Genomic DNA, 15,665 nt, shown 5'->3' with positions numbered 1-15,665 from the left:
GTGAAACGACCGGTTATTCGGTCGGCTTCTTTTCGTCCGTCGCCGGCTCTTCTCCGGTCGCGGCACTGGGCACTTCGGCCGAGGGAGCAGGCTCGGATGGTTCCGGCACGGGCGCGGTTTTCACCTCGGGTTCCGGTGCGGCTTCGGGTTCCGGCGTCGCCTCGGGTTCCGGCTCAGCGGTCGGACTCGCAGCCGGAGCCGGGGATTCTTCGGCCGACGCGGAAGCGGGTGCCTCGTCCGCGGCGGGAGCGGGAGCGGGTGCCGGAGTCGCGGTCGCAGCCGCAGGTTCCGGCTTCTCCGCAGGAGCCGTGGGCGCAGCCGCCGGGGCCTCTTTCGGCGCTGGGGCCGGCTTGGGCTTTGGCGTCGGCAGCGGAGGAGCGGCAAACAATCCCCCATCGATGAATTCGGTCACGTAACCTTCGGTCACCAACCAACGCAGATCGATGTGCATCCGCCGGACTTTCGGCTGATCGGGCTCGGCGAACGGAGAAACAGTCGACGTGGCTGCCGGCGCGTCGCCGGGGGTCGCCGCCTCAGTTTCAGCGACCGCCGAGATGCCGAGGAATTTTTCGGGCAGTTCGCTCACCTTCACCATCGGGTGGGTCTCGATGAAGTTGATCAGCTCGTCGATCGAATCGGCAAAGGTTTGTCCCGGCACGCGGAACTTCCGTTTGACCGCGCACACATAGCTGACGCCCTTCGCGCCTTTTTTGAAGATCGTAAACCCTTCACGACGCAGCCGACCGCGCAAGGCGTTGGCCGTGTCGAGGGGGAAGTGGCGCTGGCGCTCCAACGTGCCCAACACGGCGCGCTTGATCTCGCCATCGGGCATGTCGTCGATGATGCGGCCATGGAAGCGGCCTTGATCGTAAGTGCGCACGGCCTTGTCCCGGGCGTTGGTGAGCAGGAACACCTTGGCTTCGGTGAGGGAATCGAAGGTCGGCTCTTTCGCGGTGACCTGAACGGCTTCCGCTTCGGTCGCCAATTCCTCCACGGCGGGAGCATCGCTGTCCGGCGGAGCGGACGCGGCATCCATGACGGTGTTGGCGGCCTCGGGGGAAGGCGCGGCCTCCGCCACGGCTTCGACGCTGGGCGTTGCCTCGGCAGCGGTTTCCGCTTCGGCACTCGGAGCGGTCTCTTTTTCCGTAGCTGCGGTCGGTTTGGCGGTGGCACCGCCGGCTCCGATCCACGTATAGCGGGTCACCTTCTTCATCATGTCCAACCACGCCTCGATAACCTCCGGTTCGCGCACGGATTGGATCCGGCTCTGGAACGTCTCGAACGGCATGCGCGCCAAACGCGTGGCATGGTGCTGTTGCACGGCCTGATTGTAGAGGTGGTAGTTGGGCGGTCCCAACAACTCTCCCGTCACGCCGCACTTGTTGATGACCTGAAAACTGCCCTTGGGCGGATCGGTCTCGACCTGCTCGGTCGTGAAAAACTTATCGATGTGCTTTTGCACGACGTGGTTCAGCGCCGCGTCTTCGCTTTCGAAGGGCATGCCATCGGGCACCGAGACGTAGAACGGTTGTTTCGTCGCGCCCGCGTCCTTGCTCGGCTTGCGATCGAGCACGACGACGAACCGGTCGTTCTTGCCGATCACGGTTTTGGCGATGTCAAAAAGTTCAAACGTGCGGCAGGAAGCGCGAATCGTTTTGGCCAGCGCCGCAAAACTCACGTCCTCCGGGTAGAACGTCGGGTCGAAGTGCGGGCTCTGGTAAGGTGCCGCCGGAGGATACCCTCCCCGACCGCCGTGACCTCCGGGACCACGACGACGGTCATGGCCGCCGCCTTCGCCGCGGGGCGGACGTTCGCCATCACGTCGGTCGCCACCGGAACGGCGATCACCGCCGCCCGCACGTCGGTCGCCACCGGGTCCACCCCCGCCGCCGCCGGCAGGGCCACTGGGGCGTTTGAAACCACGGCGGTCCTTGCGGTTGTCGTGCGGACCATCGCGCCGGGGGCGGTCTTCACGCGGACGTGATCCTCCGCCTTTTTCCGGTTTTTCCTGGGTCCATTGCGTGCCAAAGTTGAAGCTCTCCAACTGACTCAAATCGAGTTTGTTGAACTCCTTCTTCGGTGTTTCGTTCTTCGGCTTGTCGTCCATGCGAAAACGAGCGGTGGGCTCGTGCTATAGGTGGTGTTTGATAGTGGTCGGCAGTTGAGTGGGAACACTCAGCTCGCAGTCTCCACGCGACCTTACTGCACGCAAGCACGATTAGGACCACTCGGCGGTCGTCTTGAAAACGCCAAAGCGGAAGTTCGTTATATTTTCACCGAGACGCGTCGCGGGGGCCAAACGCCCCGCGTTCGCGAGTGATCCCGCGCTTGCATGCCGACGTATTTGACCCTGACCTGAGAGAGCTCGATACCCCATGACAGCGCCCGCCCCTCACGACGTCATCCCGCCTCCGCAGACTCTGGCGAAACCCAATCAGACGGAATTGCTATCGGTCGTGTCGTTCCAGCTGTCCACCCAACTGCGGATCACGACCTTCGACAAGGAACACGTGGTCGTAAAATACGAGCCCGGCCGCACCTATCTGGCACTCTCGCCCGCCCAGTGGAAAGTGCTCCAGAGCTTCGCCCAACGCGCATCGACCGTGCCGCAGGTTTTGTTCGAACTGATCTCGAGCCGCCGCTGCATTCCCCTGCGGGAATTTTATGAAATCATCCTCAAGGCCCACGAACGCGGCATCCTCCAGGCGGTGGGCGAACCCGCACGACCGGAAGTCCCGGCCACGACGTGGGCATCGCGCGCTTCCGGTCGCAAAGTGCGCACGATGGTCATCGTGGCCGCCGTGGGGGCCGTGGTCGCCATGGTTTTGCGACCATTTGCCCTGCCCGTGTCCGCACTGGAACTCGCGGCCGGTTGGGCGATCGCATGCGCGACCACCAGCTTGGGTTACCTGTTGGCTGCGTGCGTGGCGCGGGATGAAGACGCCGAGATTTACCAACCCCACTGGCATGGGCGCACGTTGTTTCCGCACTACCGCGTCGATGTCGATGACGCCGTGATGGGCGGACGCGAAACCGTGGTCAATGTCGCCATGGCACGACTCGCTCCCCTGATCGTAGCCATGGGCATCGTGCCGTTTCTGCATCCGGGAATTTCGTTTCTGCTGTTTTGCACCTTCATTTTCCACCTCTCCCCGTTCTGGTGGTCGCCGGGGTTGCGGTTTTTGCACGGTCGTTACGGCAGCCCGATTCTCGATGCCTTCCGATCCTTCCTCTTCACCCCGAACCGGAACGCGTGGTTTGCGCTCCGGTCCCGACTGCGCGCGGTGGACATCAAGTTTCTCAACATTCATTTGGGCATGACGGTCGGTTGGTTGGTGTTGGTGCTGCTGGCAGGGTCGCTGCCGCTGCGGGCCAATGCCCTGGAACTCTGGCAGGCCTACACTTCGGCGAATGGACTTCATTTCACCGCCCTGGCCATGCTGACGTTGCTGGGCCTCATGGTCGTCGGCTCGACGCTCACCGGCATGTGGCTGCTGAGTTCGGCCATTGCCACGAAGCTCGGGCCGTTTCTCCGTCGAACGCTGCCGGTCGCCACCGTGGCCGTTTCGCCCGAGTTGTTGGAGGAGACGGTGCGTGAATCACTGCTGTTCAAAGGATTCTCGCGGGAGGAACGTGCCCGCATCGCGGCGACGGCCCGACCGCTGGAAGTCACCAAGGACACCATGGTCGTGCGGGAAGGCGAAGTCGGCTCGACCGTTTACATCGTGCATTCCGGGAAGGTGGAAGTGCTGCGCGACACGGATTCGGGCCGACGGGAATGGGTGGCGACTCTCGAACGCGGCGATGTCTTCGGCGAGCGCGCGCTCCTCGAAACGTCGGGACGGCGCACGCGATCGGTGCGGGCCACGAGCAACTGCGTGCTGCTGGAAATTGAACGAAGCGATTTCGAAGCCCTGGTGCTGTCCCGGCTCAATCGCACTCAGATCGAGGATATTCTGCAAAAAGTCGCCTTTCTCGACCGCATTGATTTGTCGGCGACGTGGAGCCCGCAGGCGATGTTCTCGTTTGCCCAACGCGCGATCATCCAGTCGTTCGACGTCGGTGAAACCCTCATTCGCGCGAATGACGACAACCAGTATTTTTTCCTGCTCTACGAAGGTGAACTATCGGTGCGCCAAAATCAGAAGGAAGTGGCGCGACTGCGCTCCGGTGACTTTTTCGGCGAGATCAGCGTGCTCCAAAACAGCACCGCCACGGCCACGATCGTGGTGCGCACTCCCGCGAAGTGCCTCGTGGTCGCGAAGCGCGAATTCCTGCAGTTCCTCGTGAACGACTTCTACATCGGCCTGCATTTCGAGCAGATCAGCTCCAGCCGTCTCGGCGAACCCATCTTCCCCCTGCAAGGCCGTTCCTTCGACGTCATCCGGGGGTGAACGTCCCCACTGGGACCATAGTTTCCGTTTTCGGAAAGGGTGCTCAGGAAGGGATTGGTCCGGCTTTCGCCGGCTCGCTGCGCGATCGACGCTGCGCGTCGCCCCATCTCCGTTCGCCCGCGTGGCGGGCTCTCTGCGTCGAACCCTTTGGCGGGTTCAAGTCCCCGGTTCGGTCTTCGCTCAATGCTCATCGATTGCCGTTCGAAGCATTTTCCCCGTTTTGAAAATGGTGCTCAGGAAGGGACTCGAACCCTTACACCTTTCGGCACACGCCCCTCAAGCGTGCGTGTCTACCAATTCCACCACCTGAGCATTTGTAGAGAGGAAGGCGGACTAAGAAAGATGGCCCGCACCTTGTAAAGCCCTGAAATCTACTTTCTAGATTCATTCTCCGGTTCAATTCCGCCCGCCCTTATTTTTGCCGCCCTTCTCATGACGCTCGACGATATCCAGCGCGATCTGCTCGCCTCTTACGAAAATCAAGGCGGCATCAATCACATCGACGGCAGCAATCTGCCTTCCGACCAATCGGTGAACTGGCTCGCGGCGGAAATCATGCATCTGATTTTTCCGGGGTTTTTCGAACACAAGGCGTTGGCCAAGAGCGACGTGCCCGCCATCACCGCCGCTCGCCTCAAGGCCGTTTGCCAGCGCTTGGAAGCTGAGGTGGCCAAGGCGCTCAAGTTCGCCAATGACCCCGATCCCGTGCCCCACGCCGAGGAGATCGCCTGCGCGTTGCTCCAGAAATTGCCGTCCTTGCGCGATGTCTGTCAGACGGATGTGCAGGCCGCCTACGAGGGCGATCCGGCGGCCCGGAGCGTGGAGGAAATTATCGTCGCCTACCCCTGCGTGCTGGTCATTTCGCTCCAGCGGGTCGCCCACGAGCTGTATTTGCTCAAGGTGCCGCTCCTGCCCCGCATGCTCACGGAATACGCGCACGAGCGCACCGGCACCGACATCCATCCCGGAGCCCAGATCGGGTCCCACTTCTTTATCGATCACTGCACCGGCGTCGTCATCGGCGAAACCGCCCGCATCGGCAACCACGTGAAGATCTACCAAAACGTCACGCTGGGGGCGAAGTCGTTCGAACTCGACGAGAATGGTAATCCGGTGAAGGGCGTGAAACGTCACCCCGACATCGAGGACCACGTCACGGTTTATCCGAGCGCCACCATCCTCGGCGGTAAAACCGTGATCGGGCGCAACTCGATCATCGGCTCCAATGTCTGGCTGATGAAATCGGTCCCGGCCGACAGCATCGTTTACTACGAGGGCGACCGCACTTCGGTGGTGCGCAACCAAGCCGATCGCAAAAAGAAAAACGAGCCGGAGGTCGAGGGTCTCGATTGGTCAATCTGATCGCCGCACGCCCGGCTCCGACGCCATCGGCGGCCCCTCAATAACGACGTTGCCGGTCGGCCAGACCGCGCGCGAGCGCCGCCGCGAAAAACGGCCCGCGATAAATCATGCCGGTGTAAACCTGCACCAACGTCGCCCCCGCATCGAGTTTCTCGGCGGCGCCGGCGGCATCGGTGATGCCGCCCACCCCGATGATCGGCAGACGGCCGTGAGTGGTGCGGGCGATGTAGTTGATGATCCGGGTCGAACGATCGCGCACCGGCGCGCCACTCAGACCACCGGTTTCCTCCACGTGCGCGAAGGGCCCTGGCCGCGCCAGCGTCGTATTCGTCGCAATGATACCGTCGAAGCCGAACTCCTCGATGACCGCGAGCACCCGGTCGATCTGGCCGTAGGAGAGATCGGGAGCGATCTTGAGCAACAGCGGCCGGCGTTCGGCGCCGCGCGCCGTGTTGGCCGCACTGACTTCGCTCAGCAGTTCGCGCAGACGACTTTCGTCCTGGAGCTTGCGCAGGTCGGGCGTGTTGGGACTGGAAACGTTGAGCACCAAATAATCGGCGAATTCCGCCAACTTGCCGAAACTGCGCAGGTAGTCGTCCACCGCCTTGTCGAGCGGAGCCGCCTTGGATTTGCCCAGATTGACGCCGAGCGGAATCCGGCGCTGGCCCACGGCCGGTTGCCGCGCCAGGCGATGCGACACGCGATCCGCCCCCTCGTTGTTGAATCCCATGCGATTGATGACGGCCTCCTGCGCCGGATACCGAAACATGCGCGGTGCCGGATTGCCGGGCTGGGCCAGCGCCGTGACCGTGCCGATCTCGACATGACCGAAACCCATCGCCGCCGCCGCCGGCCACGCACGGGCATTTTTATCAAAACCCGCCGCCAGACCCACGGTGTTGGGAAATTTGAGGCCAAACGCTTCCACCGGACGGAAGCGCGACTCCGGCAGACGATGCCAGCTTTCCATGAGGCGACACACCGGTTTCATCCAGCCCAGTGCCGCCATCGCCGTCACGCCCAGCTCATGCGCCCGCTCGGACTCGAGCTGGAACAACAACGGCCGCACCCACTTCTCGTAGAGAAAATCCATCGCCGCCGGACACTGAAACTCACATTTCAAAACGCAAGGACCGCCCGTTTTGGCCCCTAAATTCGTCCGTTCGACGGCACGGTTTTTGCCTTACGTTGCGGTTGTTGTTGCAACCCAGCGAAATTCGAGACCGAAACGAGCATCAGAAAAGTCACCGGAAAGTGGTTTTCGTGGTTTGACTCGGATGAATCACCCCCTTTTTCCTCCGACCTACTTAGCACACGCGTAACATGGCAAAATCCTCCTCAACCCTCGACTGGTGTATCGTTCGACTCGGTGAAGACCACAATTGGTGGGTCAATGAAGTCAGTGACCCCGTCCGTTGGGACGTCGACGGTCTCAGCATCGTTGATCCCCGTCAGGTCGACTATTTGATCGAACTCGTGGAGCCGCTGCGCGACTACGGCTTTGACCAGGACACCCTCGACGTCGCTTTCATCCCCTTCCGCATCGAGAAAGATGTCGGCGACGGCAAGGTGCGCCTCAAGCGGGTCAAGGAGTCCCTCTTCGATTCCGAAGACAAACTCTTCGCCCTGCCTGATATCGTCGACGACGAGAATGGTCCCTACGCCGATCTGCTCGACCACCTCACCCGTTGCCGGGTCAAGATGCTCAACGACGCCTTCGAATTTGAATCGAAGCTCACCGTCGACGAAGTCGAGGACGAGATCCGCGAGGACCAAAACGCCAGCTTCATCGAAGGCAAAGCCATCCACACCTTCGACGAACTCACGGCCATCCTCGACTACGTGCCCGCCGGCTACGAATCCGACGATGATGACGGTGACGGCTCCTCCGACGAAGAGGACATCGACGACGCCGATCTCCCCGACATCGACGAAGAGGACGAGAAATCCCTCAAGGGAGACTCTTCCCTCAAGTGGGATGACGATGAGGACGAGGATTCCGACGACGAAGACGACGAGGAGGAATCCGATGACGACGAGGACTCCGACGACGAAGAAGAGGAAGAGAAACCTCGCGGAAAATCCAAACGCCGCTGATACACGCAGCCCGTTGATCCGTTTTAATAGCGCGGCCCCTTCACCGGGGTCGCGCTTTTTGCTTTCGTCGGGCGAGCGAGTCCATGAACTTCCCGACATGCCCCTCCGGTCATTTCGAATTTCCTGCCGTGTGGTTTTCGCGAGCGTGGTGCTTGCCCTGACCGGCTGTGAAACCACTTCCGTGACGGGCGGCGCCACCAATCCGAAAATCCCGGAAGCCTCCTCATCCGCCCTGCTCCGCCCCGGAGACAGTCTCGGCATCGCCTTGCAGGGCATCCCCGACCCCAGCGCGCACAATGTGCAAATCGATGATCAGGGCCTCATTTCCCTGCCATTCGTCGGGGGCGTGCAGGCCGCGGGACTGACCGCCTCGGATCTTTCGGCCCAAATCCGCCAGACTTACGTGGCTCAAAATTTCTATCGAACGATCGACGTCTCCGTGACCGTGACGGAGCGCTTCGTCTACGTCGGTGGTGAAGTCCAGCGCCCGGGACGCATCGTGTGGACGCCCGACCTCACCATGACCAAGGCCATTCAGGCCGCCGGCGGGTTCACGCTCTACGCCCGCGAGTCGGCCATCAACGTCGTCCGTGAACAGGCCGCCTACACGCTCGACGCCCGCCTCGCGCAACGCAGTCCCGCCGAAGACCCGCGCTTGCTCCCGGGTGATTCCATCCAAGTCGACCGTTCGGCGTTTTAAGACGCCGTTCAGCCACGCGGTGGCTCGCCGAAGACTTCGAGGTAGCCAGCCGCCAAGCGGTCGCGATCCGGCCGGGCAACACGAGGTTGCGCCATCACCTGCGCCATCCAGCGGTCCGCCGCCGCGCGATTTCGTTGCGTGATGGCCGAAAAACTCAGCATGACCAACGCCACCGGATTATCGGGCGCCACGGCGAGCGACTGCTCCAACCACCCGTCGGCGGCTTCGGCGCGCTTCATCGCAAACAGCACCTGCGCGGCCTCGACATAGCCGATCAACTCCTGCGGGTGTAGTTCGATCACCTTCTCGAAATCGGCCAATGCCTCCGCCCCCCGGCCGCGTTCCTTGAGTTGTCGTCCGCGCTCAATCAGCAGCGCGGCCGAGCTCGGGTTGACCTCCAATCCATTGGTCAGCGCCCGCCGCGCTTTCCCGGTGTCACCGATCGCCTTATACAGGGTAACCAAACGTGCCCAGACGTCATCGATCGTCGGGTCCAATTCAGCCGCCCGCTCATATTCGGCCAGCGCCTTCACCTGATTGCGCAGCCGTTCCCACAGGCGCGCGGTCTGGTGATGCACTTCGCCGTTGTCAGGAGCCAATACCAACGCCCGCTCCATCCACCGCATGGCAGCGGCCTTGTCGTCTCGCGAAACGGCCGCATGGCTTTCCTCCATCAGCCGGAGCGGATCATAGAGGTCCTCGACGAGTTCACGCATCCACGGATCATCAATCGCCAATTCCGGGGCGACCACGGGAGCGCGACCACGCAGGGCCTGCAGCCGCTCGGTCTCCCCGACATTTTCATAAACCCGCGCCAACTCCGGCACGCCGTGAGCAAACTGCGTTGCCGCCACCACGCGCTCCAACCCGGACCGGGCATCCGTCCACGCCTCACGATCGACCGCGATGCGCGCCAAGCCCAACAACCCGCGCACGTGGTCGGGTTCACGCTCCAACAGTTCACGGAAGACGGACGCGGCCTGCGCCGGGGCTTCGAGCCGAACCCACGTCTCGGCCAGCCGGAGTCGGGCCGGTGCATAGTCCGGCGCCAATGCCACGGATCGCTCCAACCATTCTCGCGCCGCGCCGAAATCTTCGTTCGCCGCCCGGAGCAGCGCCGTGCGGTAGGGCCAGCGTGGGTTCTCCGGTTGCTCGGTCATCAACCCGCCGTAAATCCGCTCCGCCTCCGACGTGTAACCGTTGGCATGATACAACCGACTTAATGCCATCAATCCCTCCACCTCGCCGTCGCTCGCCTGGTTTCCTGCTTCGATCAACCGCGCCCGCAAGGGCTCGCTCAGGTTCTCCGCCGCCGGGATCTCCGGCACGTAGCTCGCCAAGCGTTGCCGTGTCACGATCCCCGGAACCGTCACCGCGGCAATCACCGTGATGCCCACCACCACCACCACCACCGCCGCACGACCTGGTTTACGCATGACTCGAGCTCGCCGGAGCGGCGCTTAAATCAAAAATAATCCGGATCGGCGTCATGCTCGTTCCCACGTCCGCAATCACGCACGACACCGTCGATGAGGCAACCGGGAATCAACCCAGTCCGCGCGCTATTCCTGCGGCGGGGAACCAAACGTATCGGTCACGTAACCTACCAACGCTTCGACCTCCGGATCGGTCAAAAATCCGAAGGGCGGCATTTGCCAACCCATCGTGTTGGGCCGGTCTTGCAACGCGGCTGATCCCGCGCGAATCACCGCTTCCAACCGATCCCGCCCCGCCGCCACGACGGGGCTGCCGGCGATCGGCGGCTGAAAGTTCGGCACCCCGCTGCCATCGCCCATGTGACAGGTTGCGCAATGCTCGTTGTAGATGTCGGCTCCGTTGACGACGACCAACGCTTCCGGCTCGGGCACCGGTGTGGCCGGGGCCGTCGAACTGGCCTGGGCCGCAACCAGGTGTTGCGCCGTGTCCGCGGCCGTCTCCGCGGCCGTCTCCGCTTCCGCTTCGACGGGACGGTCAAACCAACCGAGCACGAGAACGACCGCCCCTATCCCCATGATTCCCGCCGGCAACTGCCAGCGACTCGCTCCGGTGCTCATTCGCCGATGTAGAAAATGCGCCAAACCCGGCCGCCGTGATCAGAGCCCACGTAGAGCGAACCATCGGGTCCGGCCGCGAGACCCATCGGTCGATAGGCGGCGTCATTGGGGCTGGCGATCTGCCCGGTGCCCATGAAGCCATCGGCAAACACCGACCACTCCCCCGTGGGACGGCCGGAAGCATCAAACGGGATAAAGGACACGTTGTAGCCCTTTTGATCACCTTGGCGGTTCCATGAACCATGGAAGGCTTGGAACAGACCGCCGCGATACGTTTCAGGAAACTGCTCGCCGCCGTAATAGGCCATCTGCATCGGAGCCCAGTGCGCCGGAAACGCGATGATCGGATCAGGATAAGATCCCGCTGGCGGACCCTTCTTGCCATCGCCGCCATACTCCGCGCCGAAGAGCCGTTTGTTGCCGATGGGATCGTAGAACGTGCGCGGCCAGCCGAGGTTGGCGCCTTTCTTGAGCTCGTGAAACTCCTCCGCCACGCGGACGGCATTGTATTCCTTGGAGAACAAGTCCGGGTTGATCACGTCGAGCGTGTCGCGACCGTTCATCGCGCCGAACAAGGTATGCGAAACCGGATTCCACGCCAGCGCCAGAATATGGCGGTGACCGGTCGACCAATGTTCTCCCTGCTGCTGCGTTTGCGGGGCCTTGGACGGATCAAATTTCCAGACGCCACCGTGCTCGCTCAAAAATTTTGCCACCTCGGCATCGCTCACGCCCTGGGCGCCGCGAGCACGATCCGGCACGCCGAGCGCGTTGGACGGTGACCCCACCTCGACATAGAGCATGCCGTATTCGTCGAACGTAAACATCTTGGCATTGTGCTGACCCTTATCGGACAAATCAGTCGCCACCGCCTCGGGCTCACCACTCGGTAGCAGCTCGCCCGCAGCGCGCGCATAGCGAAACACGCCGGAGTTGGTCGAATAATACAGGTAACCCGGCTGGATACCGATGCCACTGCCCTCGCCCGTCGAACCCGGAATCGTCTCCACGATGTCGGCCGTGCCGTCACCGTCGGTGTCGCGCATCGCCACGATGCCGCGACCGCGCACGCGGCCATACACGTCGCCGTTGGGGGCGACCGCGATGCCCCGGATGCCGCCCAAGTCGTCGGCCACGACCGCGGCTTTGAACCCGCCCGGCAGCGAAATCCCCCCGTTATCCGGCGCAGGAGTGAGCGCGGCAGCCGCGACGGAAGCAACACCCGCCATGGCGAGTGCAAGAAGCAAGGGACGATGAATTCGCAAGGACATGATCGCCCAAGGCTAGACGCGCCGGCTCATCGCGCAACCTCCCCGCCGAGCTTGAGTCCGGCCGGAAAGATTGACGTTCACTTTAGCAGTTTCGCCATATCTTTGGCGAAGTAGGTCAGGATCAGGTCGGCGCCGGCGCGTTTGATGGCAAGGAGCGACTCGTGGCGGCAGCGAGCGAGGTCGAGCCAGCCGAGCTGGGCGGCGGCTTGGATTTGCGCGTATTCGCCCGACACTTGGTAGGCCGCGACGGGCTTGGTCGTTTCCTCGCGCACTTCCCGGATGATGTCGAGGTAGGCACCGGCGGGTTTGACCATGATGAAGTCGGCGCCTTCGTCTTCGTCGAGCGCCGCTTCGTTCAGAGCCTGGCGACGGTTGGCCGGGTCGAGCTGATAGGTTGCTTTGCTGAGCAGGCGCGTGCCGGCGGCCTTGCTGCTACCCACCGCGTCACGGAAAGGACCGTAATAGGCCGAGTTAAACTTCGCGGAATAGGCCATGATCGCGGTGCCGGTAAAATCGTGCGCGTCGAGCAGCTCGCGAATCGCGCCGATGCGACCATCCATCATGTCCGACGGCGCCACGATATCGACGCCCGCCTGGGCGTGCAGCACGGCCATCTCGCTCAAAATTCCGACGCTGCGATCGTTGTCCACATCGTCACCCGCTCCAGTCAGCACGCCGTCGTGGCCGTGCGTCGTGTAGGGATCGAGCGCAACATCCGTGATCACCGTCAACTCCGGCAGCGCTTTTTTGACCGCCCGCACGGCCCGCAGAATCAAACCGTCTTCATTGAGTGCGCCCGTGCCATCTTCATCCTTCAACTTCGGATCGAGCTTCGGAAACAGCGCGACGGCGGGCACGCCGAGTTTGGCGAGGGCCCGACACTCCTTGACGAGATCCTTCACGTTGTAGCGAAAAACCCCCGACATCGACGCAATGGCCTCGGGCTCTCCTTTGCCTTCCACCACAAACAGCGGCGCGATGAAATCGGCCGGGCGCAGCACGGTTTCCTGCACCATGGCGCGCAGCGACGCGGTGCGACGCAGACGACGGGGACGTTCAACGAGATCGAGAGGCGAATCGGAAGACATGGTGCCCGGCATTCCACACCGCCCGGTCAGTTTCGCCACCTCAAAACGCGATCCGCCGCGCGACGAGTGTAACCATTATGGTTACACTTCAGCCGACCGGCTCGCCCGCGCGTGTGGCCAGCAATTGAATCAGCACGCGCTTGGCCTGCTTGCCGGGCGTCGCGGCGCGGATTTTCACAATGCCCGCCAGCGCCAGTTCCGGCGGTTGAGGCCGCAGCGTGGTCAAGGCCACCTCCAGCGCGATCTTGCCGTTCAGCAGGAGGTTGAACGGGACGGTGTAAACTTCGCGTCCGTTCGCGATTTCCCATGACGAGGCCTCCTGCCGCGCCATTTTCATGGATACAAATTCGAGGTTAATTTCGGGTCGACCGCCACTTTTGATCAGCGACCACCACGGGATATCGACGACCTCGGCTAAAATGTCGCTCAATCCCGGGGTGCCCTGCACAATGTTGAGCAACGCGCCAAGAGCGGGGGCGGCTCCAGCGATGGAACGTTCGTCGGCCTCGGTGACACCTCGCTCGGCAAACGCAGCCTTCACCACTCGGATTTGCTCTTCCGGAAACGGCTCACCGCGCATGGAAAAACCCACCGGACTGTCGGTTTGCAGACGACGCAGTTTGAGGACCGTGGCGGCCATGCGATCGAATCCCAGACCGAGGTAATCTTCATTCGCCAGAAACCCCGCCTGCTTCACCTTGACCCGCGACACGGCACGTTCCGGTCGACGTTCATTTTGATCCAGCGGCCCCCACGCGGCCACTTTCATTGCCACCGGCGTCATGCCGAATTCGAAGCGGCGGCCCGACGACGTGTAGAATGGCGGTGGCGTCGGGTCATTCGCCTTGGCTTCATTCGAGCGCGTGCCCACGACTTCAAAATCCAGCAACCACTGCTTGATATCGCCGCCCTCGCGCAACGAGACGAGAGCGACGCAACGATCCCCCGGCACCACTGCTGCGCGGTCAGTCACCTGCGCGAAACCTGTCATCGGGATGTTCTGCTCTTGCGCGAGCTGCCGAATCGCCGCCCCCGGATGATACGATTCCGCCGCTGTCCAGCGACCGCCGAGCGTGCAAATCACCACCACCGTCCCGACTCGCCAGATTAATTTTCGCGCTATCACCGCCCCGTGAGACTGTGCAAACGCGCCGATGTTCAGTTTCACGGAAAACACGGCGCGAGGTTTTCTTTCGTGTGTTTCGTGTCCATGATGGTTTCTCCTACCCGTTCACCATGGCTCTGCAGCTCCACGATTCCCTTTCGCGTTCCCTCAAAACCGTCACGCCCTCCCAGCCCGACGGCGTCTACCGTTTCTATAATTGCGGACCGACCGTCTACGCCGCCGCGCACATCGGGAATTTCCGGACGTTCGTGGTGAACGATCTCATTCGCCGCCTGCTCGAGTTGGAGTTCGGAGCCGACAAGGTTCGACACGTGCGCAACCTCACCGACGTCGATGACAAGACCATCCGCCGCGCCCGCGAGGAAGGTCGCCCGCTGCGCGATGTCACCGCCGAATGGACCGCCAAGTTCCACGCCGATTGCGACGCCCTCGGCTGCCTGCGTCCCCACGTCGAACCCGCCGCGACCGATCACATTCCCGAGCAGGTCAACATGATCGAAGTGCTGATGGAAAAGGGCAACGCCTACCGCGCCGCCGATGGTTCGGTGTATTTCAAGGTGTCATCATTCGATGGATACGGAGCACTCTCGCGCGTGAAGGAACGCGAACTCAAAGCCGGCTCCGCCCTCGCTGCCGGCAACACCGGCACCAAGGACACCACCAGCGTCGACTCCGACGAGAAGGAGGACGGCACGGACTTCGCGCTGTGGAAGGCGTGGAAACCGGAAGACGGTGATGTGAAATGGACCGGCCCCGACAGCGCCGCCGAAGGGCGTCCCGGCTGGCACATCGAGTGCAGCGCCATGAGCAAAAAACACCTCGGCGACACCATCGATCTGCACACCGGCGGCGTGGATCTGCTCTTCCCTCACCACGAAAACGAGATTGCCCAGAGCGAGTGCTGCAACGGCACGTCCTTCGCCCACCATTGGTATCACAGCGAACACCTGCTCGTGGACGGCAAAAAAATGAGCAAGTCGCTCGGCAATCTCTACACGCTCGATCAGCTCAAGGAAATGGGGCACACGCCCATGGCGCTGCGTTACGCCTTCCTCGCCGGCCACCCGCGCAAGCAACTCAACTTTATGCTGAGTTCGTTGGGGGCCGCCGCGAAGGCCTTGAGCACCTTGCATCAGTTCCGCACCCAACTCGGCGACCAGACCGGCGACCCCGCAAAATTTGATCCCGTTTTCAAAGCGCTGCAGGACGATCTCAACACCCCCGGAGCCCTCGGCGCGTTGTTCAGTATCGTCAATGCGGGGCCCGCTGAAGTGGATGCCGCCACGTTTGACCGAGTCATGTTCGCCCTCGGCCTCGACCTGACTCCGACCGAAACCGAATCGGTCGAGATTCCCGCCGAGGTCACCGCTTTGGCTGAAAAGCGTTGGGCTGCCAAGCAGGCCAAGGACTGGCCCGCCGCCGATGCTTTGCGCGGCGAGATCACGGCCGCCGGTTGGACCATGAAAGACCGCAAGGACGGCTACGACCTCGAGCCCGCCAAGGGATAAAGTGTAACCATAATGGTTACACTTTTCGCGGTGGCGAGCCGGAGCCGGAGAGCGCTCGCGGGATC

12 protein-coding genes and 1 tRNA gene are annotated in these 15,665 nt (G+C 62.5%); 5 read left to right on the top strand and 8 right to left on the bottom strand.

The window, feature by feature from the left end:
- Positions 1–13: 13 nt before the first annotated feature.
- Complete coding sequence (locus tag PXH66_RS04400; protein ID WP_330931278.1) at positions 14–2,107, bottom strand: hypothetical protein; 2,094 nt, start codon at positions 2,105–2,107, stop codon at positions 14–16.
- Positions 2,108–2,375: 268 nt separating this feature from the next.
- Here PXH66_RS04400 and PXH66_RS04395 point away from each other — a divergent pair, with 268 nt between their 5' ends.
- Complete coding sequence (locus tag PXH66_RS04395) at positions 2,376–4,394, top strand: cyclic nucleotide-binding domain-containing protein (protein WP_330931277.1); 2,019 nt, start codon at positions 2,376–2,378, stop codon at positions 4,392–4,394.
- Positions 4,395–4,621: 227 nt separating this feature from the next.
- Here the strand turns inward: PXH66_RS04395 and PXH66_RS04390 are convergent.
- Positions 4,622–4,706, bottom strand: a tRNA-Leu gene (locus tag PXH66_RS04390).
- A 120-nt stretch (positions 4,707–4,826) separates the two neighbouring features.
- Here PXH66_RS04390 and PXH66_RS04385 point away from each other — a divergent pair.
- Positions 4,827–5,756, top strand: a complete 930-nt coding sequence (locus tag PXH66_RS04385) for a serine O-acetyltransferase (RefSeq protein WP_330931276.1) — start codon at positions 4,827–4,829, stop codon at positions 5,754–5,756.
- A gap of 37 nt (positions 5,757–5,793) precedes the next feature.
- Here PXH66_RS04385 and PXH66_RS04380 read toward each other — a convergent pair whose 3' ends face one another.
- Positions 5,794–6,849: a quinone-dependent dihydroorotate dehydrogenase gene (locus tag PXH66_RS04380; RefSeq protein ID WP_330931275.1), complete on the bottom strand. Its 1,056-nt coding sequence runs from the start codon at positions 6,847–6,849 to the stop codon at positions 5,794–5,796.
- Positions 6,850–7,079: 230 nt separating this feature from the next.
- Here PXH66_RS04380 and PXH66_RS04375 point away from each other — a divergent pair, with 230 nt between their 5' ends.
- Both PXH66_RS04375 and PXH66_RS04370 read left to right on the top strand, forming a co-directional pair.
- Positions 7,080–7,853: a hypothetical protein gene (locus PXH66_RS04375; RefSeq protein WP_330931274.1), complete on the top strand. Its 774-nt coding sequence runs from the start codon at positions 7,080–7,082 to the stop codon at positions 7,851–7,853.
- 97 nt (positions 7,854–7,950) lie between these two features.
- Complete coding sequence (locus PXH66_RS04370) at positions 7,951–8,553, top strand: polysaccharide biosynthesis/export family protein (RefSeq protein ID WP_330932238.1); 603 nt, start codon at positions 7,951–7,953, stop codon at positions 8,551–8,553.
- An 8-nt stretch (positions 8,554–8,561) separates the two neighbouring features.
- Here PXH66_RS04370 and PXH66_RS04365 read toward each other — a convergent pair whose 3' ends face one another.
- The 5 genes from PXH66_RS04365 to PXH66_RS04345 all read right to left on the bottom strand — a co-directional run bounded on the left by PXH66_RS04365 (position 8,562) and on the right by PXH66_RS04345 (position 14,134).
- A complete protein-coding gene (locus PXH66_RS04365; protein ID WP_330931272.1) occupies positions 8,562–9,989 on the bottom strand; it encodes a tetratricopeptide repeat protein in 1,428 nt (475 codons plus the stop codon).
- 126 nt (positions 9,990–10,115) lie between these two features.
- Positions 10,116–10,607: a c-type cytochrome gene (locus PXH66_RS04360; RefSeq protein ID WP_330931271.1), complete on the bottom strand. Its 492-nt coding sequence runs from the start codon at positions 10,605–10,607 to the stop codon at positions 10,116–10,118.
- The gene (locus PXH66_RS04355; protein ID WP_330932237.1) at positions 10,604–11,854 is read right to left on the bottom strand and encodes a PQQ-dependent sugar dehydrogenase; all 1,251 of its coding nucleotides are present in this window, start codon (positions 11,852–11,854) and stop codon (positions 10,604–10,606) included. The genes PXH66_RS04360 and PXH66_RS04355 overlap by 4 nt, the downstream gene beginning before the upstream one ends.
- 101 nt (positions 11,855–11,955) lie before the next feature.
- Positions 11,956–12,966, bottom strand: a complete 1,011-nt coding sequence (gene hemB / locus PXH66_RS04350) for a porphobilinogen synthase (protein ID WP_330931269.1) — start codon at positions 12,964–12,966, stop codon at positions 11,956–11,958.
- Between the two features lie 88 nt (positions 12,967–13,054).
- Positions 13,055–14,134 (bottom strand): hypothetical protein, encoded by a 1,080-nt coding sequence (locus PXH66_RS04345; protein WP_330931268.1) that lies wholly within the window; start codon positions 14,132–14,134, stop codon positions 13,055–13,057.
- Positions 14,135–14,202: 68 nt separating this feature from the next.
- On the opposite strand from PXH66_RS04345, the gene cysS reads away from it, so the two are divergent.
- Positions 14,203–15,600, top strand: a complete 1,398-nt coding sequence (gene cysS / locus PXH66_RS04340) for a cysteine--tRNA ligase (RefSeq protein ID WP_330931267.1) — start codon at positions 14,203–14,205, stop codon at positions 15,598–15,600.
- Positions 15,601–15,665: the final 65 nt, after the last annotated feature.

The organism is Synoicihabitans lomoniglobus, assembly GCF_029023725.1.
Classification (GTDB): Bacteria; Verrucomicrobiota; Verrucomicrobiia; order Opitutales; family Opitutaceae; genus Actomonas; species Actomonas lomonigloba.
The sequence above is the reverse complement of the archived record's forward strand: the minus strand, read 5'-3'. Positions and strand labels throughout refer to the sequence as shown.

Bases quoted from the DNA above. Each gene is read 5' to 3' on its own strand.
- cysS (WP_330931267.1), top strand. From the start codon at position 14,203: ATGGCTCTGCAGCTCCACGATTCCCTTTCGCGTTCCCTCAAAACCGTC.
- PXH66_RS04360 (WP_330931271.1), bottom strand. From the start codon at position 10,607: ATGAGCACCGGAGCGAGTCGCTGGCAGTTGCCGGCGGGAATCATGGGG.
- PXH66_RS04375 (WP_330931274.1), top strand. From the start codon at position 7,080: ATGGCAAAATCCTCCTCAACCCTCGACTGGTGTATCGTTCGACTCGGT.
- hemB (WP_330931269.1), bottom strand. From the start codon at position 12,966: ATGTCTTCCGATTCGCCTCTCGATCTCGTTGAACGTCCCCGTCGTCTG.
- PXH66_RS04370 (WP_330932238.1), top strand. From the start codon at position 7,951: ATGCCCCTCCGGTCATTTCGAATTTCCTGCCGTGTGGTTTTCGCGAGC.
- PXH66_RS04400 (WP_330931278.1), bottom strand. From the start codon at position 2,107: ATGGACGACAAGCCGAAGAACGAAACACCGAAGAAGGAGTTCAACAAA.
- PXH66_RS04395 (WP_330931277.1), top strand. From the start codon at position 2,376: ATGACAGCGCCCGCCCCTCACGACGTCATCCCGCCTCCGCAGACTCTG.
- PXH66_RS04365 (WP_330931272.1), bottom strand. From the start codon at position 9,989: ATGCGTAAACCAGGTCGTGCGGCGGTGGTGGTGGTGGTGGTGGGCATC.
- PXH66_RS04380 (WP_330931275.1), bottom strand. From the start codon at position 6,849: ATGGATTTTCTCTACGAGAAGTGGGTGCGGCCGTTGTTGTTCCAGCTC.
- PXH66_RS04385 (WP_330931276.1), top strand. From the start codon at position 4,827: ATGACGCTCGACGATATCCAGCGCGATCTGCTCGCCTCTTACGAAAAT.